The following is a 20612-nucleotide window of genomic DNA, read 5'->3' as shown; positions in this document are numbered from 1 at the left end:
CCGCCGGTGAACGCGACCAGCCCGTCGACGATGAGCAGCTTGCGATGGGTCCGGTTGTTTACACGATCCAACGTATACCAATGAATAGGTCTATAGCGCTGGAACCGCACGCCGGCGCTTGTCATGATCTCGATCAGGTCTTCATCGAACGGCAGGCTGCCGACCCAGTCAACGAGCACACGGACCTCGACACCCTCCCGGGCTTTGGTTGCCAACGCGGTCGCGAACTCATAACCGACGACCCCCGACCAATAGATATAGGTCTCGAAATCAATTGTAGACCGAGCCGCATGGATTGCCTGCAGCATTGAAGGAAAGATCTCATCTCCGTTGACAAGGGTTTGTACCGCGTTTGAATCGAACAGCTGTCCTTGCGAATAACTGCTCATGCTCCTTGCAAAATCGGGATCCGACGCGTCGAAACGGTGCGGGACAAGCGCTCGCAAAATGCGTGGCTCTGGTGCCAAGTTTATGCTGAGCAACGTGATCAGGCTGGCGATGACGGCAACGGCCACGTATTTGAGGCTGTTAAGCAGCCTTCGCCGGTTTACGCCAAACCTCACTGGGTGCGCGCCCGCCCGTGGCGCCACGAGGCCGAATGGCACATCTCAATCGCCCTGCTGTTTGCGAGTGCGATGCTTTTCGATTTCCTCTGGTTCCTCATCATCGATTCTGGTGATGTTCGATGCCGAGCTATTCGTTCGCAACATCTCATCCAGCTTGGCATGGATCGCCTGCGTGTCGCGATGTTCTGCGCGTTGAATGAACAGTGTCATGGCCCAGGTGAACAGGGTCGCCGCGCCGTGCCAGTTCAAACTCGCCCTGTCGAGAAATAGCCAAAGGGCCGCGTAAGCCAGCAGCACCAGGAATGCTGCCGGCCGAGAGGTCAACGTGCCAATTGAGGTGAGCACGCTCGTGATCGGGCGATTTGCCATCATCAAGAACTTTCGACTGCAACGCAGGTTCCCGTTGTGCCAAGCTCTACAATGCATGCCGGCGGAGCGCCAAGCAGTGGTGGGAGCGCATGTTCCATTCCAAGGGGCGTTCGATCATCTTTTTAGGAGCAGCCTGCGAGCATTCTCTATCTCACCATTTCGGCAGCAACGATCACCGTGGTTTGTGTTCCTCGATTGCGCGTTCGATAGCCTCTACGCGTCTCACCCAAGCGAAGGTCGGCAGTCTGGAAATCGTCTGATGGCCGCGCCACTGACAGTCTCCGAAGCCGACAGTTCCTCAACACGGGTTCGGGCGTCCAGCCGTGTGAAGATGCAATCGCTTCCAGTTCGGCGGCGGTTTGCGTCGTCGGCGCCCGCCAAACGGTGAGTACCCCGCAGCCGTGAGCGAGGCGGCCCATGAAATGACCGAAGATGTTGTCGCTCGACATCGCTGCATCGTACTTCAGCTGCCGAACCTCACGATTTGAGCTTCTATTGTGCAGCTTGCATCCGGAACCAAAGTCTGAGGAGCAAGTTTGGCCGTGAATGCCGAAGTTTGGCATGGCCATTCAAGGAAGGAGAATCCGATGAAAGTACAATGTGGGACGACGGCAGCTGCCGCTGCTTTGGTCATGTTAAGCTTGCCGGCGCTGGCCCAGACGAGTGGGACACCGGAGCTTAAGCCGCCGCCGCAGCAGTCTGGATCCACACCACTGCCAGGCCCTAACAAACAGACAGAAGACCAGACGCGTGAGATGATGCGGCAGATGATGGACGAGATGTTACAGGACAAGCTGCAGGGAGATCGCGGCCCCGAAGAAAGGCCTCCGCATCGGCAAGATTGGCACCGGGACATAGGGCAAGGGCCGCACGATGGGGACAGGATAGCTCGAAAGCCTGATCGCATGGGGCCTCGCATGATGCACGCGGCCAGGATGAAAATAATGTTTGCGATAATGGACGCCGACGGCGATGGAGCACTTTCGCAGAGCGAGATCCAGGATGTGATCGGGAGGATATTTGACGTCGTCGACGAGAACGGCGATGGCAGGATTGATTTGGAGGAGATTGAATCCTTCTCACATAGTCGCGGAAGTGGAGAGATGCAGTAGCACTTCGAACTTAGGCGCTTTTTTGGACGCTATCCCTAGCATCGGTTGGTAGTATGCCCGGCTGGTCGATCGGACCTCCACACCGATGCGAGCATGCTCGTGCAGTGACCCGAAGCAGGCAAGCGTCTCTTCAATTCGTGGAACGTGCCAGAGGCCGAAGTGCCTCGGCGCTTCCAGCAAGGTTTCATGAATTGGCTCAGTTCCGCACCCTGATGGGCGGCTGGTGCAGGCAAAGCACGTCTATTCAAATGCAGGACTGCACAAAACCCGGCGCAAGCCGAACATCCGCCTCACACACCCGACCTTGCGCGTCTCCGATGCCGCGGCGGCGCGGACTCGCCACGACTGATCAGATAATTCGCGACGATTCTCCTGTGGCAGCGCCACCAAAGCGTTTCCGAGCACATGATGGCGCACCGCTGCTGCCTGCCGACGGACAAACGAACCTTAACGGAGACTTTCATGGGCAAAAATCAGCATGTCGTACCTCGCGACGGTCAGTGGGCGGTGCTCGGCGCCGGCAATAACCGCGCCACTTCGCTTCATCCGACCCAAGCCGGTGCGGTCGCCTCGGCAAGAGACATCGCCATCAACCAGCACAGCGAGGTGGTGATCCATCGCCCCAACGGGCAGATCCGCGACTCGAACTCTTACGGCAACGATCCCTTCCCGCCGCGCGGTTAGCGGCTTCAACACAAGGATATCCTAAAATGCAGACCCAGGAGAACGAAAAGGGCAAGGACAAGACCGTCACCATCATTGTTGACGGCAGCCCCTACGAGGTCCCGAAGAAGGACACCATCACCTACGCCGAGGTGGTGACACTAGCTTATCCCGATTATCCGCAGCACCCGAGATCACCTACTCGGTAACTTACACCCGCGGCGACTGTCACAAGCCGGAAGGCATCCTGGCTCCGGGTGGCAGCGTGAAGGTCAAGGAAGGAATGGTCTTCAGTGTTAATCGAACTGGCCAGTCATAACGACGACATCCGCCGACTGCTTGAAAAGGGCTACGCCCTGAGGGTCGACACATTGCACCTCGTGGTCCGGGACGTTCCGTACCTCGCTCTCGCCGGATTGCCGAAGGGCCTTACACTGCACGGTTTGAGGAAGTCACTCGGGGTTTATCTCGCCGAGGCGGGAGCATCCACCAGGCAGATGATGGACGTTCTCGGCCATGACGATATCGACCATGCCGAACTCTATTCCCGGGAAGCGTCGCAGGTGCGTTTGGCTGTGCAGGGCATGGACCGAGTCGTAAGGCTGGTAACGCGCAAACCATTGCTTGGCGAACCTGTTGGCCAACCTCGTGGCGAACCACCATTTAACGCACTATAAATAACGATAATGGTGGGCCCGGAGGGACTCGAACCCCCAACCAAGCGGTTATGAGCCGCCGGCTCTAACCATTGAGCTACAGGCCCCACGCGGGCTGGATTAATGTTTTTCGCATCGCGGCACAAGGCTTTCCGGGACCGCTGGTCACAATCGTCCAAATCAGCCCATAATCGCGCCATAAGGAGCCGCGTGCGCCCGCTGGGCGCGGATATGCTTACCCGAGGAGATTTCATGACCAGACCTCTTTTGCCCCTCGCACTCGCCGCCGCCATCGCCTTTCCGGCGCTGGCCGCGGCCGCTGAGTCGCCGACACCGCCCCGTATCGTGGTTTCGGGCGAAGGGGCGGCGACTGTAGCGCCCGACCTGGCGGTCCTGACGCTCAGCGTCATGCGCGAAGCCAAGACGGCGCGCGCCGCACTGGATGCCAACAACGACGCCATGGCGGCCGTGAATGCCGCGATGAAGTCGGCCGGCATCAAGGACCGCGACCTCCAGACCGCGGGCATCCAGATCAATCCGCGCTATAACTACACAAACAAGCCCGACGGCGGCCAGGAGGCCGAATTGATTGCTTACCAGGTAACCAACACACTGTCGGTGCGCGTGCGCGACGTCGACAAGACCGGTGAGATCCTCGACAAGGCGGTGTCGCTGGGCGTCAACCAGGGCGGCGGCATCGTCTTCACCAACGACAATCCGGCTGCCACCGTCACCGAAGCGCGCAAAAAGGCGGTGGCCGATGCCATGGCCAAGGCCAAGACGCTGGCGGAAGCAGCCGGCGTCAGTATAGGCCGGGTGATCGAAATCACTGACCAGAACATCGCGCCGCCACCGATGCCGATCAACGCCAAGGCCTTCGACGCGGCCGTCGGTGCTGCTCCGGTGCAGGCCGGCGAGAACGCCTACAATGTCCAGGTCACCGTTACCTTCGAACTGAAATAAGCGTCTTCGATGGTCCATGGCCGAGCCCGACCCTGAACCGTCCGCCGTGGTGCATGAAAAAACCCGCGGGATCGCTCCCGCGGGTTTTTTGAGCCGCATTCTTCCCGAAGGAAAGCGGCTCCACTACTCCAGACCGACCTTCGCAGAAGGTCGTGTCTCCAGACTGATCCTGACAGGATCGATCTTCGCAGAGGGTGGGTGTCTGCCGACTGACCCCGCAGAGGATCATGCCGCTACCAACCCTCGCAGAAGGTCGCGCCTTAAGAGGCTCAGCGGTTGATGATCGGGCAACCACGCTCATTGGCGAACACGATGACGACGCGGTCGCCATACTGGCGGCCCATCACCTTGACCGTGCGGCGGCTGACGTCGACGACGCGGGCACGGTGCAGCCCCATGCGTTCGGCCTTGTTCAGGGCCCAGTCGGGCGAACAGCCGCGGCGCCAGTCGTCGCGGCGTTCATCGCGGCGGTGGCGATAGCCGTCATCGCCGGCATAGACGCCGAAGCGCGGATCGTTGTTGTTGCCGAAGCCCAGGTAAAGGCTGTCGGCATGGGCGGGAACGGCCGCCAGCGTGCCGAGGCCGACGAGGGCCGAAAGGGCTGCCGTTTTCACCGAGTTGAACATGGTCTTCTCTCCTTGTTGCGGGCTCTCGCCCGTCCTCTTGAAATCGATGATGGGAGAATGCACCCGCCTGTCTGAACTATTTACGAACCTGCCGTTCATCGGCGGTTCATGTGGCGGAAAAAGGAAGCTTCTACGGGTTTTCCAACAATGTGCCCCAAACGTCTCGCATGGTTCCTGGTTCCTGCGCGCCCTTGCGGACACCGGCCTCAGGGCTCGTCATCCCGATGCGAGCTATGGTTCCTCGTCCCGATGCGAGCTTATGGCTCGTCGTCAAGCATATAGTCGAAATAATCCTCCGGCTCGGCCAGATCCGTCTCGTTGGCCTTGACCCGGCCGCGCATCGACATGCCGGCCTCATGCACCGTCTCGGCACTGCCCGACACCAGACGGTGCCACCAGTAGAGATCGTGCCCCTCCGCGACCAGCCGGTAGGCGCAGGTGCTGGGCAGCCAACTGATGGTGCGTACATTTTGCGGCGTCAGCCCGACGCAATCGAGAACGCGCGCCAGCCGGTTGTGATAGTCTGAACAGCGGCATGTCTGCGCGTCGAACAGGCGGCAGCCGACGCTGGTCCAGTAGATGTCGCCAGTATCCTCGTCCTCGAGCTTCGACAGGCAGCATTTGCCGCAGCCGTCGCAGAGCGATTCCCACTCGGCCGGGCTCATTGTTTCCAGCGTCTTTGTTTTCCAGAACGGCGTTTCCATCTCCGGCATGTGGCCCCAGCCGCCGCGAAGGTCAAGCAGGGCAAAGGCTGGAATGGGGCGGCACCCCCGTCGAAAGACATGAAGTTGCCTTCAAAAGGCCGGCCAATCGCCCCGTACGGTCCCTAACCATGAGCCGCCGGAACCAATTTCGTTAAAATCGGTTTCGGCAAGGATGGGACCCCACAAGGAGAATTTCGATGAAACGCCAACCACGGATTCTGGCAGGCACCGCACTCGGCCTGCTGATGGCATCCGCGCCGTTGGGCGCATCCCCGCTTCAGGGAAGTGCCGCGTTCGGCCCCATGCGAGACAGCGCAATGCCGCTGGTCCTGGCCCAGGACACCCAGACTGACGATGCACAGCAGAGCGACCAGGAACTGCTACGCAAGAAGAAGCGCGATCAGCAACAACAGCAGACCGAACAGGCACCCGCACAGCAGCCCGCGCCAGCCGCCGAGGAACAACAGCCACGCAGGAAGAAGCGCGATCAGCAGCAGGTCGAGCAGGCGCCCGCTGGTGAAGCCGCGCCCGCCGTCGAGGAACAACAACCGCGCAGGAAGAAGCGCGATCAGCAACAGCAGACCGAACAGGCACCCGCGCAGCAGGCCGCACCAGCTGCCGAGGAACAACAGCCACGCAGGAAGAAGCGCGACCAGCAGCAGGTCGAGCAGGCGCCCGCCGGTGAAGCCGCGCCCGCCGTCGAGGAACAGCAGCCGCGCAGGAAGAAGCGCGACCAGCAGCAGCAGACCGAGCAGGCGCCAGCCGGTGAGGCAGCACCCGCCACCGAGGAACAGCAGCCGCGCAGGAAGAAGCGCGACCAACAACAGCAGACCGAACAGGCACCGGCGGGCCAAACGGAACCTGCCAACGACAACCAGCGCAAGAAGCGCAAACAGGAGCAGCAGGCCGAGCCCAGCGCCGTGCCGACACCGAAGGAAGCACCTGCCGCAGAAGCATCCAAGGCAGAACCGGCACCCTCAGGCGAGCGGCCGGCAGCCCAGGGCGAACAACCCCAGGACAAGAGGAAAAAGAACGCCAGACAACCGGCTAGCGAGCAGCCGGCCAATGGCGAACAGCAGCCGGCCAATGGCGAACAACAGCAAACCGGCAGGCAGCCTGCAACGGGCGAGCAGCCGGCCACGGGTGAACAGCCCAGTGCCGGCAAGGCCGCGCCTGTCCAGGGGCAAAACCCCGAGCAGGCCGAGACGTCCGCCGACAAGAACGCTGCCCCCATTCTCGACAGCCAGAAGGATGCCAGACGCCGCGGCCGCGGCGAGAACGGCCAGGCCAGCAGGAACCCCGCCAACCAGAATGGCGAGCAGCAAAATGGCGAGCAGCAGAATGGTGGGCAAAACGCCCGGCAGGGCGGTGCTCAGGGCCGCCAACCCGCGGTCGCTCCCGTCGACCAGGGTCCGCCCCCGACCGACGATAGAGCTGCTCAGCAGGAGATCAAACCGGAAAAAATCGTCCCGGTTACCGAGGAGAAGGGCAAACGCCTCGAGCGCGCACCGGACGAGAACATCCGCGACCGCCGCCGCCCCAAGGGTGTCGACGTGCTCAAGGAGATCGGCGATCGCGTCATCATTCAGCTCAACGATCAGACATACGTTCAGAGCAGTGACCGGCCGCGCCTGACCCGCGGCGCCAAGGATGTCTACTATGAGGATCTGTCGCAAGGCCGCACGCGCGAGACAGTCGAGCGCGACAACGGCGTGCAGATCGTCACCATCCGCAACCGCTACGGCGACATCATCCAGCGGTCGCGCATCATGCCCGACGGTCATGAGTATGTGTTGAGCTATGTCGACGAACGAAGCTACGACGACGATAACGATTGGCGCGATCCGGGCGACGACCTACCACCGATGCGGCTGACCATTCCGCGCCGGGACTACATCCTTGACTCCGAAGAGGTCGAAAGCCCGGACGACTACTACACCTTCCTCGAGCAACCGCCGGTGGAGAAGGTGCAGCGCCTCTATTCGATCAACGAGGTCAAGCGTTCCGCACGGGTGCGCGACATTGCCCGACGCATCGATCTTGACACGCTGAACTTCGAATTCGGCTCTTCCTCGATCTCCGATGCCGAGGTGCAGAAGCTCGAGGGTGTCGCCACGGCCATGGAGAAGCTGTTGAAGAAGAACCCGGCCGAGACCTTCCTTATCGAAGGCCACACGGACGCTGTCGGCACACCGGAGGCGAACCTCGCTCTGTCGGACCGCCGCGCCGAAGCGGTGGCCGAAGCGCTGACCAACGCCTTCGGCATACCGCCTGAAAACCTGACCACGCAGGGCTATGGCGAGGAATATCTGAAGGTCGACACCTCAGGCCCCAATCGCGAGAACCGGCGTGTCGCCATCCGCCGCATCACCTCGCTGGTGGCGCCGGTGGCGAGCAACAACTGACCACGATCCGGGAGCCGGAAACCGGCTTTCGGAAAAGATCATGGTCCACAAATGTCTGCATTTCCAGGCGCTTGAGCAGGCTTCTGGAATCGGATCGGTAAAAAGCCCATCCCGGTTTCGCCGGGATGGGCGAGATCGCGGCAACGGCCCAAGTTCAACAAGAATTGTCCTGGCGTCGGGTCCCGCTCATTGAATCGCGAGATGGCCTACCCCAGATTCAGGATCGGGCGTTCCCTGCCCCGTCCCGACTCCAGCGGGACGCACTGAGCCCCGCCGGCCCTCTCCGGCGGGGCTTTTTGCTCAGAGCAACTCCAGGAATGTCTGAAACCGAGTTCCATCCGGAATTTGCGCCTCGATACATCTTTAGAAAGCCGTCCTGATCTTCGTGTCGGAATTGGCAAACACCTCGTCCGGGACAAAAAAGTCGCCGGCCAGCGGCCCGGCCGCACCCGGCGCATACACCGAAAAATCGCTGATCCCCTCGGCGCGCAGCACTTCCTCGTCGATGTAGAAATTGCCGGTCGCTTCGCGTGATGGCCGCATGAAGATGGCATGCGCGGCATCGGCCATGATTTCGGGCGAACGGCTCATCGCGGCCACCGTCGCGCCGCCCAGAAGATTGCGCACCGCCGCGGTATCGATGGTCGAGATCGGCCACAGCGAATTGACCGCGATGCCGTCCTTGGCGAACTCCGCGCTCATGCCCAGCGTGCACATGGACATGCCGAACTTGGCCATGGTGTAGGCGACATGGTTCTTGAACCACTTGGCCTTCGTGTCGAGCGGCGGCGCCAGATTCAAGATATGAGGATTCCCGGCCAACTTCAGGTGCGGAATGCACATTTTGGAAACGAGAAACGTGCCGCGCGTGTTGATCTGGTGCATCAGGTCGTAACGCTTCATGTCGGTTTCCAGGGTCCCGGTGAGCTGGATAGCGCTGGCATTGTTGACACAGATATCGATGCCGCCGAATTTTTCGACCGTCTTCGACACCGCTTCGGCCACTTGCGCCTCCTCGCGAATGTCGCACAGGACCGGCAGCGCCTTGCCGCCGGCTTGCTCGATCTCTTCAGCGGCGGTGTAGATCGTGCCCGGCAGCTTCGGATGTGGCTCAGCGGTCTTGGCCGCGATCGTCACATTGGCGCCGTCGCGCGCGGCGCGCAAAGCGATCGCCAGCCCGATGCCGCGCGACCCGCCGGAGATGAACAGCGTCTTTCCCTTGAGCGACATTTTTCCTCCGCTTGCTTGTCTCGTAGCGCGATCCTTGCCTGTGGCGGTCCCCGGATACAAGAGCTTGCGGCAGCGGCTGACGGTGACGCTGCGGAGGGTCCGTTCCTTGCCGCTGTAAATGATCTGGAGCTATAGGGGCAGCGCTGACTTTGACGATGATCGTCAAATCCTGGCTGAGACGTCACCCTAGACCAGCACCAGCCCCTGCCGCATCGCAATGGCGATGGCATCCGTGCGGTTGGCAGCGCCCAATTTGATCAGAATCGCGGCGACATGGAACTTCGCCGTATGAACGGAAATGTCGAGCCGCCGCGCGATCACCTTGTTGGGCGCGCCTTCGGCCAGCAGCGCCAGCACTTCCGCTTCTCGCGGCGACAGCGTCGGGCGGGCGGCATGCTCGTCGGGATGCTCCTCGTCGAAAAGGCCGTCGCCGCCAATATCGCCGCCTTGGAAATCATCGCGGCGGCCAGGAACGGATCCGCTGTCGCCAAAGACGCGGTAGCCGGCCGCCGCCAGCCTGGCGGCGGCCGCAATCAGCATTGCATCCGCCGCCGTCGGCAGCACGGCGAACACCTGCCCCTGCGGCCGTGCCAGGCCGGCCTGCGAAGACAACAGCACCCGCGCGGTCGCGGCGGGAACGGCGTCGCCCTTCCCTGTTCCCGCACCCGTGGGGCCGGCGGTCTCGTCGACGATGGCGACATCAACCGCTTCGCTGCTGCCCGGCGTCACCGGCAGCAGATCGTCGGTCGCGGCAAGCGACACGGACAGCCGCTCGGCGCGCGCGGCATCACCGAGCGCCACCAGCACGACCAGCTGCCGCTCGCCGGTGCTGCTTTGCGTCATCTCGCCTGTCGCGATCGCGTCCATCAATCCTCTCAGTTAAGCGGCTTTTCGCCGATCGTCAGCGCCACGTCTCGCTGTTCTCCGCCGCGCACGACACCGAGCGTAACCGAAGCTCCGGCGCTGTCGGGCCCGAGCCTGCGGATCAGCTCGCGCGGGCCGCTCACCGCCTCGCGGTTCCAGGCGACGATGATGTCGCCGAGGGAAAGGCCGGCGGCCTTGGCCGGACCGTTGTCATCAAGGCTCATGACGATGGCGCCGCGGGCCTCGCCGTCGCGGATCGGATGCAAGCCGGCGCCGAGATAGCCGCGGGCGACATGGCCTTTTTCGCGCAGCGTCGCGACCGCCCGCTCGATCGTCTCGTAAGGCATGACCAGCGCGCGGCCGCGCGGCCCGAACAACAGCATGCCGATCAGCGCGCCCTTGGCATCGAGCACCGGGCCGCCCTCGAAACGGCCGCCGGCGCCCACCGCCAGGTTGATGCGCCGGTCGATGGTGCCGCCGCGCATTGAGCGCCAGGCCGGGCCGACTTCGCCGACCGAGCCTGAAACTGCCAACGCCGAACCCCGGCTGTTGCCGATGGCGACGGCAATGTTGCCGGGCCGCACCGCATCCGCTTTGGCCAACGGCTCGGCATTGGTAGCACCGGCCGGCTTGAGCAGGGCGACGCCGGTCGAGGGATCGCGGCCGACAAGATCGGCCTTCACCGTCTCGCCCGAAGCCAGCGTCAGCTCGATCTCCTCGCCGGCCTCGACGGCTTCCTCGGCGGCAACGAAGTAGCCGTCGCGCCAATGGAAAGCGCTCGCTGTGCGATGATTGTGGGTGGTGAAGCTCGCGGTCGCCGGTGCCGCCTTGGCTGCCAGATCGGCAATGGCTTCCGAAAAGGCACTTAGATTGAATTCGCTCATAACAGTCTCCTGGGTTCATCCATGCCCCAGATATCGCGCGGCAGCGCGCTTGGAGATACTCGCCTGACGGCTAGTCGGCCGGGCGACTGGCCATCTGGTCAGGTCGCGGCGGATGAAGCCGCTCCGCACATATAGTCATCGTTGCGCCTGAAAACATGGAGCCTGCCAATGGCCGTTGCTGCCGCCAAATTCCAATCCGACGCCGCGCTGCTCGACGCCTACTCGACGACGGTGGCCGATGCTGTCGACCGCATCGGCCCGGCCGTCTGCCGCATCGAGCGCATCGGTGGCCAGGGCGGGCATGGGTCGGGCTTCGTCATTGCGCATGATGGGCTCGTCGTCACCAACTTCCACGTCGTCGGCGATGCCAGAACGGTGCGCGTATCGATGCCCGACGGCGCCTCCAGCGAAGGCCGCGTGCTCGGCCGCGACGCCGACACCGACATCGCGCTGGTGCGCGCCGACGGCAGCTTTGCCGATGTCGCGCCGCTGGGCGATTCCAAGCGCCTGCGGCGCGGCCAGATCGCCATAGCCATCGGCAACCCGCTCGGCTTCGAATGGACCGTCACCTCGGGCGTCGTCTCGGCGCTCGGCCGCTCGATGCGCGCTTCCACCGGGCGGCTGATCGACGACGTCATCCAGACCGACGCCGCGCTCAACCCCGGCAATTCCGGCGGACCGTTGGTATCCTCGGCGGGCGAGGTGATCGGCGTCAACACCGCCATGATCCATGGTGCGCAAGGCATTGCCTTTGCCGTCGCCTCCAACACCGCCAATTTCGTCATTTCGGAGATCATCCGTTTCGGCCGCGTCCGTCGCGCCTTCATCGGGGTGTCGGCCGACACCGTCAACCTGCCCCGTCGCGCAGCCCTTCTGTCACAAATATCGAGCAAGACCGCGGTTCGGCTGCGCGGCGTCGAGAAGGAGGGCCCTGCGGCCAAGGCCGGCCTCAGGGAAGGCGATATCGTCGCCGCGATAGACGGCCGACCGGTCACCGGCGTCGACGACCTGGTGCGTTTGCTCGACGCCGAGCGGATCGGCCGCGAGACGCGGTGCACGGTGGTGCGCCGCACCGGTGTCAGCCAGGTGACAGTGACGCCAGTGGCAAGGGCTGGTTGAGGGTTTCCACTCAGGCGCTCACTGCACCCTGCGCATACTGTGCCAGGAATTCCTCGCTTGGCGGGATCGGCTTGATGACATCGATCAGGACGCCGTTGGGATCCCTGGTGATGAAATGGCGCTGGCCAAAAGGCTCGTCGCGCAGGGACCGAAGGATGGGCAGGCCGGCGGCTGTGATCCGCTCATAGACCGCATCGGGATCACGGACTTCGAAGTTGATCAGCAGGCCCGAGCTCCGACCCCGTCCCTCTTCCGGGATCGTCTCATGGTCGCCTTGCACGATACCGAGATTGACGCGCTTGCTCTCCACCGATTGCAGATGCACGTACCAGTCGCTCGTAAACAGCGGCCGGAAGGCGAAATGTTCGACATAGAACGCCGCTGTGCCGGCAACGTCCCCGGTCATCAGCACCGGATAATAGCTGGTCGTCTTCATCTTTCCTTCTCCCGTCAAGAAACATACAGTCTGCATGTAAATTGAATTAACATACAGGCTGCATGTATGCAACAGAGATCAGCGCGCCGTTCCAACCGTGACCGCACCGAGGCGACACGCGCCGATCTGATCGCCGCGGCGCGAAAACTGTTCATCGAAAAATCCTACGCCGAGACCGGCACACCAGAGATCGTCGCCGCGGCCGGCGTGACGCGCGGCGCGCTCTACCACCACTTCTCCGACAAGCAGGCGCTGTTCGGCGCCGTCGTCGAGCAGGAGGCTCAGGCGGTGGCGCGGGAGATCGAGGGCGCAGCGCCGCCTTCGCTCAATGCCCGCGACGCGCTCATTGCCGGCTCCGACGCCTATCTTGCCGCCATGCGCGCGCCCGGCCGCACGCGGCTCCTGCTGCTCGACGGCCCGGCCGTGCTCGGCCGCGCCGAAATGGACGCCATCGACAACCGCCATGGCAATCGCTCGCTGCGCGAAGGGCTGGTCGCGGCGATGCGGGCGCGGACCATAAAGAAGCTTCCGGCCGAAGCGACGACCGCCCTGCTCGCCGCCGCCTTCGACCGCGCGGCACTTGCCATTGAGGCGGGCGGTTCGGCCGAAGACTACCGCACCGTTCTCACGGCACTGATCGATGGGTTGTCCCGCGCGTGATCCGAGGCTTCCCGCCGATGAGATCCAGGGCAAAGGTTGGAATCAAATCTGTGCGCTGGAAATTTCCGGCTCTTCGTCGGGCACCTCGCCCGGCTCGAACTCGTTGAAGCAGCCAAGTTGGCGCTTGAACTGGTCGATCAGCCAGGCCGCCGCCGGCTTCGGGCTGCGGTCGGCGCGGTGCATGGCATAAAGCGGCGAACGCACCTCCCTGAAAGGCTCGAGGTCGAGTTCCACGAGACGGCCGGTAGCCAGATCGTCAGCGATCAGCCAACGCGGCAGCCCGCCCCAGCCCAGCCCCTCACGCATCAACATATGTTTGGTGCGCAGGTCCGTCAGTCGCCAGGTTCGGTAGGCGAAGACGCCAAAATCGCGCCCCTTGGTACGCTCGGACTGGTCGGTGACGACGAGTTGTGTGTGTTCGCGCGCGTCCTCGATCGCGACCGGTTTGGGCAGCAGCGCCAGCGGGTGGGTGGGCGCGGCCGCCAGCACTATCGACATGAAGCCTATGCCCACCAGGTGGACGTCGACATCGCCCAGCAGGCCGCCAATGCCGAGATCGGCCTGGCCACCGACAACATGGTCGGGGATTACGCCGAGTGTGCCGATGTGCAGGCGCAGCATCACGGTCGGAAATTGCGCCTCGAACGCCTTGAGCACCCGCACCAGCACTGGCGAAGGCAGCGCCGCATCCACCGACAGCGCGACTTCCGCCTCCAGCCCCCGATGGTGACCATCGACGCGCGAGCGTATGCGGTGCAGCACGCTGATCATCCGCCGCGCGTCTTCCAGCATCGCCCGACCGATCTCGGTCAGCTGCGGCTCTCGCGTGCCCTCGCGCTCGAACAGCTTCAGCCCGAGTTGCGCCTCGAGATTGGCGATGCCGTAGCTGATGACGGATTGCGCCCGGTTGAGCTTGCGGCCGGCGGCGGAAAAACTGCCGGTGTCGGCAACGGCCACGAGGATCTGAAGCTGGTCGAGTGTCGGATTAGGCTGCATCATTCTATCTAATTAATGGATGGATCATATAGAAAATATACCGGTTTATCTGATGGGTTGAAAGCCCATATGTAGCGGGACAATCCAATTCCACTGGAGAGACCCAACATGTCCATTCTTCTCGTCACGTCGAGCCCGCGCGGCGCTGCCTCGCACTCGACCCGTATCGCCACCGAATTCGCTCAGAAGCTGCTCGCCGCCGACCCGTCGAACACGCTTGTCGTGCGCGACCTCGTCGCCAATCCGCTGCCGCATATTGATACCGACTATGCGACCGGCATATATACGCCCGCCGAAGCCCGCACGCCGCGTCAGGCCGAAGTGGTCGGAGTCTCGGATGCCGTGCTCGACGAACTGTTTGCCGCCGACACGGTGATCCTGGCGACAGGCTTCATCAACTTCAACATCTCCTCGACGCTGAAGTCCTGGGTCGACCATGTCGCCCGTTCCGGAAAAACCTTTGCTTACGGCGAAAACGGCCCCAAAGGCCTCGTCACCGGCAAGAAGGTCTATATCGTGCTGGCATCCGGCGGCATCTACTCGGAAGGCGCGGCCGTGCAGTTCGATCACGCCGTTCCCTATCTGCGCTCGGTGCTCGGTTTCATCGGCATGACCGACGTCGACGTCATCCGCATCGAAGGCGTCGCCAAGGGTCCTGACGCAGTAAGCGAAGCGCTCGCCAAGGCAACCGCCAAGGTCGACGCCGTGGTGGCTGCCAGCCGGGATGTCGCGGCAGCCGCGTAAAAGCTCTGATTGCCAACCAGATCGAAGGCAGGCGCCCGCGCCTGCCTTTTTGGCCTATCCAATGATGTGCCGCAGCAGTCCCGCCGAAGCGACCCCGATCAGCACGGTCGGCAGCATTGAAAATCGCGTGGCGGCAATCAGCGTGGCGGCCAGGGCCAGAAGATCAGCCGGGTTTTTCGATACGAAGGCAGGCGCGATCACCGAGATCAGCACGCAGCCGGGCGCCGCCTCCATCACGGCCGTTGCCCGCGCGCTGAGCACCCGATTGCGCAGCACGACATAGCCGCCGACGCGGCTGAGGTACGTGACACCAGCCATCAACACGATGGTGAGAGCCGTCTGCGCGTCGATCATGCCTCATCCCTCGACAACAGCCAGGCCGAGACCAGCCCCGCCAGCGCGCCCGCCGCTACATACCAGGCGCCGGGAACGAAAAGGTAGGTCAGCGCCGCGATGATCAGACTGACCAGCCACGGCCGCGCAGCGGCAACATCCTTCCACATGCCGCGCAGCAGTACCAGGAAGACGGCCGCGAACGCCATGTCGAAGCCGTAGGTCTCGGCGTCGCCCAGCACCGGGCCGAGCAAGGCGCCAATTGTGGTGAAGGCCACCCAGGTCAGGTACATCGCCAGTGCCGCGCCCATATAGTAGCGCCGGCTGAAGGCCGGCGCGACGCCGTCGGCGGCGCGCCGTTTGGCGTCGGCCAGGCCGAGCGCCCAGCTTTCGTCGCACATGAAGAACAGCGCGGAAAACACCTTGCGCCGCGGCAGGTCGCGCAGGAACGGCGCCAGTGCCGCCCCCATCAGGAGATGGCGGCTGTTGACCAGGAAGGTGATGGCGACGATGAGTAGGACATGCGGCGGCGACGTCCACAGCTGAATCGCCGCGAATTCCGAGCCGCCAGCGAAGTTCAGTCCCGTCAGCAGCGACAGTTCTGCGGTGCTGAGCCCTCTCTGTGTGGCCTGTGCACCAAGCACCAGCGCATAAGGGATGGTGCCGAACAGCACGGGCGCGCAGGAGGCCACGCCCCGCCGGAACTCGGAGTTCAATCCGCCGCCCGCCGCCGATCTCGCAATGCTCATGATCTTCCTCCGGCCGCGCCGCGCGGCCGCCTCTGCCGGTTCCGTTGGATGTCGCTGATGTCAGGGCGACCATAGCCGCCAGGCCTCGCAATTTGGTTGCGAAGATTGTTGTCTTTCATCAAATTTTGGCATCTTGTACCATTAATCACCAGAGAAACGGAATTTAGAGCCATGAAACTTGACGAGATCGACAGGCGCATCCTGCGGGCGCTGCAGCGCGATGGGCGCATGGCCAACAATGAGCTGGCCGCTGAAGTCGGCCTGTCGCCGTCCCCGTGCCTGCGCCGCGTCAAGCTCCTGGAGGAGGCCGGCGTCATCGACCGCTACGTCGCAGTGCTCAATCCGGCCCGCATCGGCAAGGGCCTGACCTTCTTCACCCGCATCTGGCTGAAAGCGCAGGACGAAGACACGATCGAGCATTTCGCCACCGAAGTGGCCAAGCTGCCGCAGGTGATGGAATGTTATCTGATGCTCGGCGACTGCGACGCCATGGTGCGCGTGGTGGCGGCCGGCATCGACGACTACCGCCGCTTCCAGTCGGAACATCTCAGCCGCATCAAGGGCGTGCAGAACGTCAAGACCGACGTTCCCAGCCAGACCATCAAATACACATCGGAACTGCCGATCTAGGCGCCGGGAAATGGCCTCATCTCAGACTGGATAAAAAATGCAACCGGATTGTAGGATTGGTGCCGGCGCCGGCGTCCTTCGGACGCAAGCGGCAGGCCAGGTCAGGCCGTGCCGCACAACGAATGCCTTACGGCATGGGAGAAAACCATGAACCTTTCCTATCGTTGGGTCATTGTCGCGGCCGGCGCGCTGATGTCCTGTGTCGCCATCGGCACGATGTTTTCGCTGGCGATCTTCCTCGAGCCGATGGCGCTCGATACCGGTTGGTCACGCGCCGGCATATCGAGCGCGATGACGCTCAATTTCCTGGTTATGGGCCTTGGCGGCTTCGTCTGGGGCGCGTTGTCGGACCGCTTCGGCGCCCGCATCGTCGTCACGATCGGCGCGTTGCTTCTCGGCCTGGCCTTGGTGCTGGCCAGCCGCGCGGGCTCGCTTGTCACCTTCCAGATCACCTTTGGCGTGCTCGTCGGGCTCGCGGCCAGCGCCTTCTTCGCACCGATGATCGCGCTTACAACAGGCTGGTTCGACACCAATCGCGCCCTTGCCGTGTCGCTGGTCTCGGCCGGCATGGGCGTCGCGCCGATGACGATCTCGCCCTTCGCCCGCTGGCTGATCTCGGCCTATGAATGGCGCACCGCCATGTTCGACATCGGCATCATGGCTTGGGTGCTGCTCCTGCCGGCGGTGCTTCTGGTGCGCCAGCCACCGAAGCCTGTCGTGACCGTCACTGGCTCCTCGCCGGTTGCCGAGGGCGCCGGCCTGAGCGTCGGCCAAGCGCTGCGCTCGCCGCAATTCATCGTGCTGGGGCTCACCTTCTTCGCCTGCTGCGCGGCGCATTCGGGGCCGATTTTCCACATGGTCAGCTATGCCATGCTGTGCGGCGTGGCGCCCATGGCCGCCGTCTCGATCTACAGCGTCGAGGGCCTTGCCGGGCTTGGCGGGCGTCTGCTCTACGGCGTGCTCGCCGACAGGCTTGGCGTCAAGCCGGTGCTGATCGCCGGCTTGTTGATCCAGGCCGTGGTGATCGCCGCCTATCTCTCGATCAGTCAGCTCGGCCAGTTCTACATGCTGGCCGTCGTCTTCGGCGCCACCTATGGCGGCGTCATGCCCCTCTACGCAGTGCTGGCGCGCGAATATTTCGGCCAGCGCATCCTGGGCACCGTGTTCGGCGCCGCCACCATGCTGTCCAGCCTCGGCATGGCGCTCGGCCCGCTCGCCGGCGGCATGGTGTTCGACGCCTACGCCAACTACCATTGGCTGTTCATCGGTTCGGCCCTCATCGGGCTGGGTGCGGCGGGCATCGCCATCGCCTTCCCGCCACTGCCGCGCAGAGCGTTGCAGCCGGCATAGCGGAGCAAACGAAAGGGCCGGCCCAGGATTTGGGCCGGCCCTCGGGTCTGTCGAATTCTTGAGCTGTTCGTCGGCGCCTACCCGAACATCCGCTCGCCCTGCTCGTCGACGAGCTGGATGCCCTTCTTGATCGAGATGTCGACGGCATCGTCCAACCCGGCGAAGCGGTCGGCGCGGATGAATCTGTGTTCCTTCAGGACGCCGTCGACATCCTTGGAGACGACGCCGCAGGTCTGGTACTGGCCATCGGCCTTGTAGGGCGTGGCGCTGATCGTGAAACCCTTGTGCTCGACCTGCTTGGCCGGTGCGGCGCTCTTTGGCTCGGCCGCTTCATCACCGCCTCCGCCGAAAAGACGCTTCAGAAAAGACATCGGACTTCCTCCAACAGCATTCATCCCGCACCACATAATGTGGCGCGGGATGAATTTCACTATCGCTCCTTGCCTGAACGGGCAAGGGCCGTGCCGGTTGGACCGAAGCCGGGTTATTTGCGCGACAGCGCTTCGAGCGCCGCGGCGGCGTCTTCGAGGATGCTCATCGCCTCGGCCTGCTTGTCCGCCGGCGCATCGACGATGTCGCTCAGCGCGGCGCGCAGCCGGTGGCGCAGCGCACGGAATTCGTCGCGCTTTTCCGAACGGCCGCCTCGGCCGTCGCGCCGATCCTCGCTATCGTCGTTCCAGCCGAACCAGTCGCGCGCCTTGGCCATCTTGCGGCCGAAGCGCTCGAGATGGTCTAGCACGCCGTCGATCATCTCACGGTTGTCGGCAAGATGCGCCTGCCCGGCCTCGGTGATCGAAAACACCTTCTTGTTGCCTTCGCTAGAGGACACGGCATAGCCTGCCTCTTCCAGGAAGGTCAGCGTCGGGTAGACCACGCCCGGGCTCGGGCTGTAGATGCCGCTGGTGCGCTCCTCCAAGGCCTTGATGATGTCATAGCCATGGCGTGGCGCCTCGGCCAGCAGCGACAGCGTGATCAGCTTGAGGTCGCCGTCGGCCAGCATGCGCCCGGCGCGGAACATGTCGCCCGGGCCGCCGCGTCCGCCGCCCCTGCCATGGCCGAACGGGCCAAAGCCGCCGCCCCCGCCTCTGCCGCCAAATTTGCCGGCCATGTGCATGAAGACGCGCTCGGCGCGATCGCCAAAATGATTGTGTCTGTGCATTGATTGCTCCTTGAGTTCTATCTTACGATATATCTTAGCTAGGCGCACGCCAGCATGGAGTCAAGACATATCTTACGATGTATCGGGCCGGAAGCGAACAGCATCTGTCGGACGCCGATCCGTCGGTCGCGCTCGAACATGCGTTCATCATGATTGGAGTAGCCGGCGCTACCAGCGGCCGTTGCGCCGGTTCCAGGCATAGAGCAGGTCGGCGAAGCGGTCGTAGCCGAAGCGAGCGAGCGGCAGGGTAAGGGCGTTGCCGAGCAACTTTGCCAGCCAGCCCTCGCCCGGCGTCAGCGCCCACACGGCGATGGCGACATCGGCGCCGACCAGTAGCCTGCCCTGAGCATCGGTCGCGTGCAGCCGGCGGCGGATGTCTTCCAGCGAAGCGCCAAATCCGGCCAGTGCTTCCGGTTCATGATTGATGTCGCGAAATTCGATCCGCCCGGCCTTGACCACCTCGATCAGCCGCCGCTTCTGCCTGGTAATGCCGGCATCGCAGACCGGGCAGCGCGTGTTGTACCAGACGGTCAGCAAGGGCCTGGTTCTGCTATCGATCACTTCAGGCCCATCGCCATCTTCGGCCCTACGCATTTGTTGTCGCGAAACAGCGCCCATTCTTCGCATAGGCGCTGGTGGGACAGCCGGCAAAATCCATATTCATTGCCGGCCTTGTCCTTCTTGATCACCAGGCGCCCGCCGATCTCTCCGCAATGAACCGATGCGGGATTGGACATGCCGACCGGTTTTTGCGGGGCAGTGTCGGCATCGATCGGCATCGACGACTACGCGGCAAGGCTGATAGCCAATATCGAAACTGTCTTCATCGCGATCTCCGCTGGCTGCATTCTATCACGATGAAGCGCACTGTCTTGCCGCAAGGAGCCATCGAGCCCGGCACCTGCTCATCGGCTCCGGAACGTCCCGATTTGCATCATCCAAGCGACGAGATGATCTCGCGGTAAGCAAGCTCCGGGAAAGCCTTCAGGGTCCGTGACTTGACGTTGCCGCCCGCGGCCAGCATCAGCGCGAAACGCGCCAGCACCGCATCGTCGGGCGCTTCGACCACCGCCACCATGTCGAATTCCCCCATGGTCAGGTAGAACGACTTGAACGATCCCCCCATCTCGCCCAGTTGCGTCTTGGCGGCATCGAGGCGCTTGGGGGATTCGCGCACGTTCTTCGCGCCCTGCTCGGTCCAGTTCATCAGCATGATGTAAGTCGTCATGGCACGCCTCCTCCGGGGCCACGGAGCACGGTGCTCAGGCCATGGCGATGTCGACACGGCCTCGACCGGGGCGGGCTTCCCGGGCTGTCGCCCAGAAAAATGCATCCGACACGAAATTATCCTCCCTAAGGGCGCGTGCCGCAATGGCGAGCGCCAAAGAAAAAGG

At 63.2% G+C, this 20612-nt stretch carries 27 protein-coding genes, 1 tRNA gene and 4 pseudogenes; 12 read left to right on the top strand and 20 right to left on the bottom strand.

Features of this window, described 5'->3' with window-relative positions:
• The 3 genes and pseudogenes from FJ946_RS26935 to FJ946_RS31355 form a co-directional block, all read right to left on the bottom strand.
• Window positions 1-515 (bottom strand): phospholipase D-like domain-containing protein (locus tag FJ946_RS26935; RefSeq protein WP_246686323.1); only part of this gene is annotated, 515 nt, incomplete at its 3' end.
• A gap of 93 nt (window positions 516-608) precedes the next feature.
• A complete protein-coding gene (locus FJ946_RS26930) occupies window positions 609-935 on the bottom strand; it encodes a low affinity iron permease family protein (protein WP_140499798.1) in 327 nt (108 codons plus the stop codon).
• A gap of 178 nt (window positions 936-1113) precedes the next feature.
• Window positions 1114-1300 (bottom strand): annotated as a pseudogene (locus tag FJ946_RS31355) (serine/threonine protein kinase); the annotation flags it as partial.
• 222 nt (window positions 1301-1522) lie between these two features.
• On the opposite strand from FJ946_RS31355, the gene FJ946_RS26925 reads away from it, so the two are divergent.
• Window positions 1523-2047 carry an EF-hand domain-containing protein gene (locus FJ946_RS26925; protein WP_140555960.1) on the top strand — a complete coding sequence of 175 codons (525 nt, stop codon included), beginning with the start codon at window positions 1523-1525 and terminating at the stop codon, window positions 2045-2047.
• A 332-nt stretch (window positions 2048-2379) separates the two neighbouring features.
• Here FJ946_RS26925 and FJ946_RS31350 read toward each other — a convergent pair.
• A pseudogene (locus FJ946_RS31350) lies at window positions 2380-2484 on the bottom strand (DUF488 family protein); the annotation flags it as partial.
• Window positions 2485-2509: 25 nt separating this feature from the next.
• Here FJ946_RS31350 and FJ946_RS26915 point away from each other — a divergent pair.
• The 4 genes and pseudogenes from FJ946_RS26915 to FJ946_RS26905 form a co-directional block, all read left to right on the top strand.
• Window positions 2510-2731, top strand: coding sequence for a DUF2188 domain-containing protein (locus tag FJ946_RS26915; RefSeq protein ID WP_140495891.1), 222 nt, complete (start codon window positions 2510-2512; stop codon window positions 2729-2731).
• Between the two features lie 26 nt (window positions 2732-2757).
• Window positions 2758-2919 carry a multiubiquitin domain-containing protein gene (locus FJ946_RS31345; protein WP_246679088.1) on the top strand — a complete coding sequence of 54 codons (162 nt, stop codon included), beginning with the start codon at window positions 2758-2760 and terminating at the stop codon, window positions 2917-2919.
• A gap of 84 nt (window positions 2920-3003) precedes the next feature.
• A pseudogene (locus FJ946_RS31585) lies at window positions 3004-3105 on the top strand (hypothetical protein); the annotation flags it as partial.
• A 3-nt stretch (window positions 3106-3108) separates the two neighbouring features.
• A pseudogene (locus FJ946_RS26905) lies at window positions 3109-3315 on the top strand (tyrosine-type recombinase/integrase); the annotation flags it as partial.
• 82 nt (window positions 3316-3397) lie between these two features.
• On the opposite strand, the gene FJ946_RS26900 reads toward FJ946_RS26905, so the two are convergent.
• A tRNA-Ile gene (locus FJ946_RS26900) sits at window positions 3398-3473 on the bottom strand.
• A 145-nt stretch (window positions 3474-3618) separates the two neighbouring features.
• Here FJ946_RS26900 and FJ946_RS26895 point away from each other — a divergent pair.
• Window positions 3619-4329, top strand: coding sequence for an SIMPL domain-containing protein (locus FJ946_RS26895; protein ID WP_140732294.1), 711 nt, complete (start codon window positions 3619-3621; stop codon window positions 4327-4329).
• Window positions 4330-4598: 269 nt separating this feature from the next.
• Here FJ946_RS26895 and FJ946_RS26890 read toward each other — a convergent pair whose 3' ends face one another.
• The 3 genes from FJ946_RS26890 to FJ946_RS31335 all read right to left on the bottom strand — a co-directional run bounded on the left by FJ946_RS26890 (window position 4599) and on the right by FJ946_RS31335 (window position 6480).
• Window positions 4599-4955, bottom strand: coding sequence for a hypothetical protein (locus FJ946_RS26890; protein ID WP_140516721.1), 357 nt, complete (start codon window positions 4953-4955; stop codon window positions 4599-4601).
• A gap of 257 nt (window positions 4956-5212) precedes the next feature.
• Window positions 5213-5659, bottom strand: a complete 447-nt coding sequence (locus tag FJ946_RS26885) for a YcgN family cysteine cluster protein (RefSeq protein WP_140567158.1) — start codon at window positions 5657-5659, stop codon at window positions 5213-5215.
• A gap of 380 nt (window positions 5660-6039) precedes the next feature.
• Window positions 6040-6480, bottom strand: a complete 441-nt coding sequence (locus tag FJ946_RS31335) for a hypothetical protein (protein ID WP_246681597.1) — start codon at window positions 6478-6480, stop codon at window positions 6040-6042.
• A 99-nt stretch (window positions 6481-6579) separates the two neighbouring features.
• Here FJ946_RS31335 and FJ946_RS26880 point away from each other — a divergent pair, with 99 nt between their 5' ends.
• A complete protein-coding gene (locus FJ946_RS26880; protein WP_246681598.1) occupies window positions 6580-8064 on the top strand; it encodes an OmpA family protein in 1485 nt (494 codons plus the stop codon).
• A gap of 363 nt (window positions 8065-8427) precedes the next feature.
• Here the strand turns inward: FJ946_RS26880 and FJ946_RS26875 are convergent, their stop codons facing one another.
• The 3 genes from FJ946_RS26875 to FJ946_RS26865 all read right to left on the bottom strand — a co-directional run bounded on the left by FJ946_RS26875 (window position 8428) and on the right by FJ946_RS26865 (window position 11042).
• A complete protein-coding gene (locus tag FJ946_RS26875; RefSeq protein ID WP_140555964.1) occupies window positions 8428-9294 on the bottom strand; it encodes an NAD(P)-dependent oxidoreductase in 867 nt (288 codons plus the stop codon).
• A gap of 186 nt (window positions 9295-9480) precedes the next feature.
• A complete protein-coding gene (locus FJ946_RS26870) occupies window positions 9481-10161 on the bottom strand; it encodes a helix-turn-helix transcriptional regulator (RefSeq protein ID WP_140566933.1) in 681 nt (226 codons plus the stop codon).
• Window positions 10162-10169: 8 nt separating this feature from the next.
• Window positions 10170-11042, bottom strand: coding sequence for a S1C family serine protease (locus FJ946_RS26865; RefSeq protein WP_140566936.1), 873 nt, complete (start codon window positions 11040-11042; stop codon window positions 10170-10172).
• Between the two features lie 168 nt (window positions 11043-11210).
• Here FJ946_RS26865 and FJ946_RS26860 point away from each other — a divergent pair, with 168 nt between their 5' ends.
• Complete coding sequence (locus FJ946_RS26860; protein ID WP_140566939.1) at window positions 11211-12161, top strand: trypsin-like peptidase domain-containing protein; 951 nt, start codon at window positions 11211-11213, stop codon at window positions 12159-12161.
• 10 nt (window positions 12162-12171) lie between these two features.
• On the opposite strand, the gene FJ946_RS26855 is transcribed toward FJ946_RS26860, so the two are convergent.
• On the bottom strand, window positions 12172-12597 hold the full coding sequence (locus FJ946_RS26855) for a VOC family protein (protein WP_140495899.1): 426 nt from the start codon (window positions 12595-12597) through the stop codon (window positions 12172-12174).
• 66 nt (window positions 12598-12663) lie between these two features.
• On the opposite strand from FJ946_RS26855, the gene FJ946_RS26850 reads away from it, so the two are divergent.
• A complete protein-coding gene (locus FJ946_RS26850) occupies window positions 12664-13257 on the top strand; it encodes a TetR/AcrR family transcriptional regulator (protein WP_140495900.1) in 594 nt (197 codons plus the stop codon).
• Between the two features lie 42 nt (window positions 13258-13299).
• On the opposite strand, the gene FJ946_RS26845 is transcribed toward FJ946_RS26850, so the two are convergent.
• Window positions 13300-14253 carry a LysR family transcriptional regulator gene (locus tag FJ946_RS26845; protein ID WP_140560664.1) on the bottom strand — a complete coding sequence of 318 codons (954 nt, stop codon included), beginning with the start codon at window positions 14251-14253 and terminating at the stop codon, window positions 13300-13302.
• A gap of 108 nt (window positions 14254-14361) precedes the next feature.
• Between FJ946_RS26845 and FJ946_RS26840 the strand changes: the two genes are divergently transcribed.
• Window positions 14362-14997, top strand: a complete 636-nt coding sequence (locus tag FJ946_RS26840; RefSeq protein WP_140495902.1) for an FMN-dependent NADH-azoreductase — start codon at window positions 14362-14364, stop codon at window positions 14995-14997.
• A 54-nt stretch (window positions 14998-15051) separates the two neighbouring features.
• Here the strand turns inward: FJ946_RS26840 and FJ946_RS26835 are convergent, their stop codons facing one another.
• Entirely contained in the window at window positions 15052-15351 is a 300-nt protein-coding gene (locus FJ946_RS26835) for an AzlD family protein (protein ID WP_140516733.1), read from the bottom strand.
• Entirely contained in the window at window positions 15348-16079 is a 732-nt protein-coding gene (locus FJ946_RS26830; RefSeq protein ID WP_140566944.1) for an AzlC family ABC transporter permease, read from the bottom strand. Before FJ946_RS26830 ends, FJ946_RS26835 begins: the two co-directional genes overlap by 4 nt.
• A 171-nt stretch (window positions 16080-16250) precedes the next feature.
• Here FJ946_RS26830 and FJ946_RS26825 point away from each other — a divergent pair, with 171 nt between their 5' ends.
• Window positions 16251-16709 (top strand): Lrp/AsnC family transcriptional regulator, encoded by a 459-nt coding sequence (locus FJ946_RS26825; RefSeq protein ID WP_140495905.1) that lies wholly within the window; start codon window positions 16251-16253, stop codon window positions 16707-16709.
• Between the two features lie 147 nt (window positions 16710-16856).
• The gene (locus FJ946_RS26820) at window positions 16857-18059 is read left to right on the top strand and encodes an MFS transporter (RefSeq protein ID WP_140566947.1); all 1203 of its coding nucleotides are present in this window, start codon (window positions 16857-16859) and stop codon (window positions 18057-18059) included.
• Between the two features lie 77 nt (window positions 18060-18136).
• Here the strand turns inward: FJ946_RS26820 and FJ946_RS26815 are convergent, their stop codons facing one another.
• From FJ946_RS26815 to FJ946_RS26795, 5 genes are all read right to left on the bottom strand, one after another.
• Entirely contained in the window at window positions 18137-18430 is a 294-nt protein-coding gene (locus tag FJ946_RS26815) for an HlyU family transcriptional regulator (RefSeq protein WP_140495907.1), read from the bottom strand.
• Between the two features lie 113 nt (window positions 18431-18543).
• Entirely contained in the window at window positions 18544-19218 is a 675-nt protein-coding gene (locus tag FJ946_RS26810; RefSeq protein ID WP_140555979.1) for a PadR family transcriptional regulator, read from the bottom strand.
• A 168-nt stretch (window positions 19219-19386) separates the two neighbouring features.
• Entirely contained in the window at window positions 19387-19755 is a 369-nt protein-coding gene (locus FJ946_RS26805) for a DCC1-like thiol-disulfide oxidoreductase family protein (RefSeq protein ID WP_140556197.1), read from the bottom strand.
• 20 nt (window positions 19756-19775) lie between these two features.
• Window positions 19776-19997 carry a DUF333 domain-containing protein gene (locus FJ946_RS26800; RefSeq protein WP_181167697.1) on the bottom strand — a complete coding sequence of 74 codons (222 nt, stop codon included), beginning with the start codon at window positions 19995-19997 and terminating at the stop codon, window positions 19776-19778.
• A 155-nt stretch (window positions 19998-20152) separates the two neighbouring features.
• Complete coding sequence (locus tag FJ946_RS26795) at window positions 20153-20446, bottom strand: GYD domain-containing protein (protein WP_140495910.1); 294 nt, start codon at window positions 20444-20446, stop codon at window positions 20153-20155.
• Window positions 20447-20612: the final 166 nt, after the last annotated feature.

It is taken from the genome of Mesorhizobium sp. B2-4-7, from assembly GCF_006442685.1.
Classification (GTDB): domain Bacteria; phylum Pseudomonadota; class Alphaproteobacteria; order Rhizobiales; family Rhizobiaceae; genus Mesorhizobium.
This window is presented reverse-complemented; position numbering and strand designations above follow the sequence as displayed.

Excerpts from the sequence above, each read along its gene's own strand:
- FJ946_RS26930 (WP_140499798.1), bottom strand. The coding sequence starts at position 935 with ATGGCAAATCGCCCGATCACGAGCGTGCTCACCTCAATTGGCACGTTG.
- FJ946_RS26925 (WP_140555960.1), top strand. The coding sequence starts at position 1,523 with ATGAAAGTACAATGTGGGACGACGGCAGCTGCCGCTGCTTTGGTCATG.
- FJ946_RS26915 (WP_140495891.1), top strand. The coding sequence starts at position 2,510 with ATGGGCAAAAATCAGCATGTCGTACCTCGCGACGGTCAGTGGGCGGTG.
- FJ946_RS31345 (WP_246679088.1), top strand. The coding sequence starts at position 2,758 with ATGCAGACCCAGGAGAACGAAAAGGGCAAGGACAAGACCGTCACCATC.
- FJ946_RS26895 (WP_140732294.1), top strand. The coding sequence starts at position 3,619 with ATGACCAGACCTCTTTTGCCCCTCGCACTCGCCGCCGCCATCGCCTTT.
- FJ946_RS26890 (WP_140516721.1), bottom strand. The coding sequence starts at position 4,955 with ATGTTCAACTCGGTGAAAACGGCAGCCCTTTCGGCCCTCGTCGGCCTC.
- FJ946_RS26885 (WP_140567158.1), bottom strand. The coding sequence starts at position 5,659 with ATGGAAACGCCGTTCTGGAAAACAAAGACGCTGGAAACAATGAGCCCG.
- FJ946_RS26875 (WP_140555964.1), bottom strand. The coding sequence starts at position 9,294 with ATGTCGCTCAAGGGAAAGACGCTGTTCATCTCCGGCGGGTCGCGCGGC.
- FJ946_RS26870 (WP_140566933.1), bottom strand. The coding sequence starts at position 10,161 with ATGGACGCGATCGCGACAGGCGAGATGACGCAAAGCAGCACCGGCGAG.
- FJ946_RS26865 (WP_140566936.1), bottom strand. The coding sequence starts at position 11,042 with ATGAGCGAATTCAATCTAAGTGCCTTTTCGGAAGCCATTGCCGATCTG.
- FJ946_RS26860 (WP_140566939.1), top strand. The coding sequence starts at position 11,211 with ATGGCCGTTGCTGCCGCCAAATTCCAATCCGACGCCGCGCTGCTCGAC.
- FJ946_RS26855 (WP_140495899.1), bottom strand. The coding sequence starts at position 12,597 with ATGAAGACGACCAGCTATTATCCGGTGCTGATGACCGGGGACGTTGCC.
- FJ946_RS26850 (WP_140495900.1), top strand. The coding sequence starts at position 12,664 with ATGCAACAGAGATCAGCGCGCCGTTCCAACCGTGACCGCACCGAGGCG.
- FJ946_RS26845 (WP_140560664.1), bottom strand. The coding sequence starts at position 14,253 with ATGCAGCCTAATCCGACACTCGACCAGCTTCAGATCCTCGTGGCCGTT.
- FJ946_RS26840 (WP_140495902.1), top strand. The coding sequence starts at position 14,362 with ATGTCCATTCTTCTCGTCACGTCGAGCCCGCGCGGCGCTGCCTCGCAC.
- FJ946_RS26835 (WP_140516733.1), bottom strand. The coding sequence starts at position 15,351 with ATGATCGACGCGCAGACGGCTCTCACCATCGTGTTGATGGCTGGTGTC.
- FJ946_RS26830 (WP_140566944.1), bottom strand. The coding sequence starts at position 16,079 with ATGAGCATTGCGAGATCGGCGGCGGGCGGCGGATTGAACTCCGAGTTC.
- FJ946_RS26825 (WP_140495905.1), top strand. The coding sequence starts at position 16,251 with ATGAAACTTGACGAGATCGACAGGCGCATCCTGCGGGCGCTGCAGCGC.
- FJ946_RS26820 (WP_140566947.1), top strand. The coding sequence starts at position 16,857 with ATGAACCTTTCCTATCGTTGGGTCATTGTCGCGGCCGGCGCGCTGATG.
- FJ946_RS26815 (WP_140495907.1), bottom strand. The coding sequence starts at position 18,430 with ATGTCTTTTCTGAAGCGTCTTTTCGGCGGAGGCGGTGATGAAGCGGCC.
- FJ946_RS26810 (WP_140555979.1), bottom strand. The coding sequence starts at position 19,218 with ATGCACAGACACAATCATTTTGGCGATCGCGCCGAGCGCGTCTTCATG.
- FJ946_RS26800 (WP_181167697.1), bottom strand. The coding sequence starts at position 19,997 with ATGCCGATCGATGCCGACACTGCCCCGCAAAAACCGGTCGGCATGTCC.
- FJ946_RS26795 (WP_140495910.1), bottom strand. The coding sequence starts at position 20,446 with ATGACGACTTACATCATGCTGATGAACTGGACCGAGCAGGGCGCGAAG.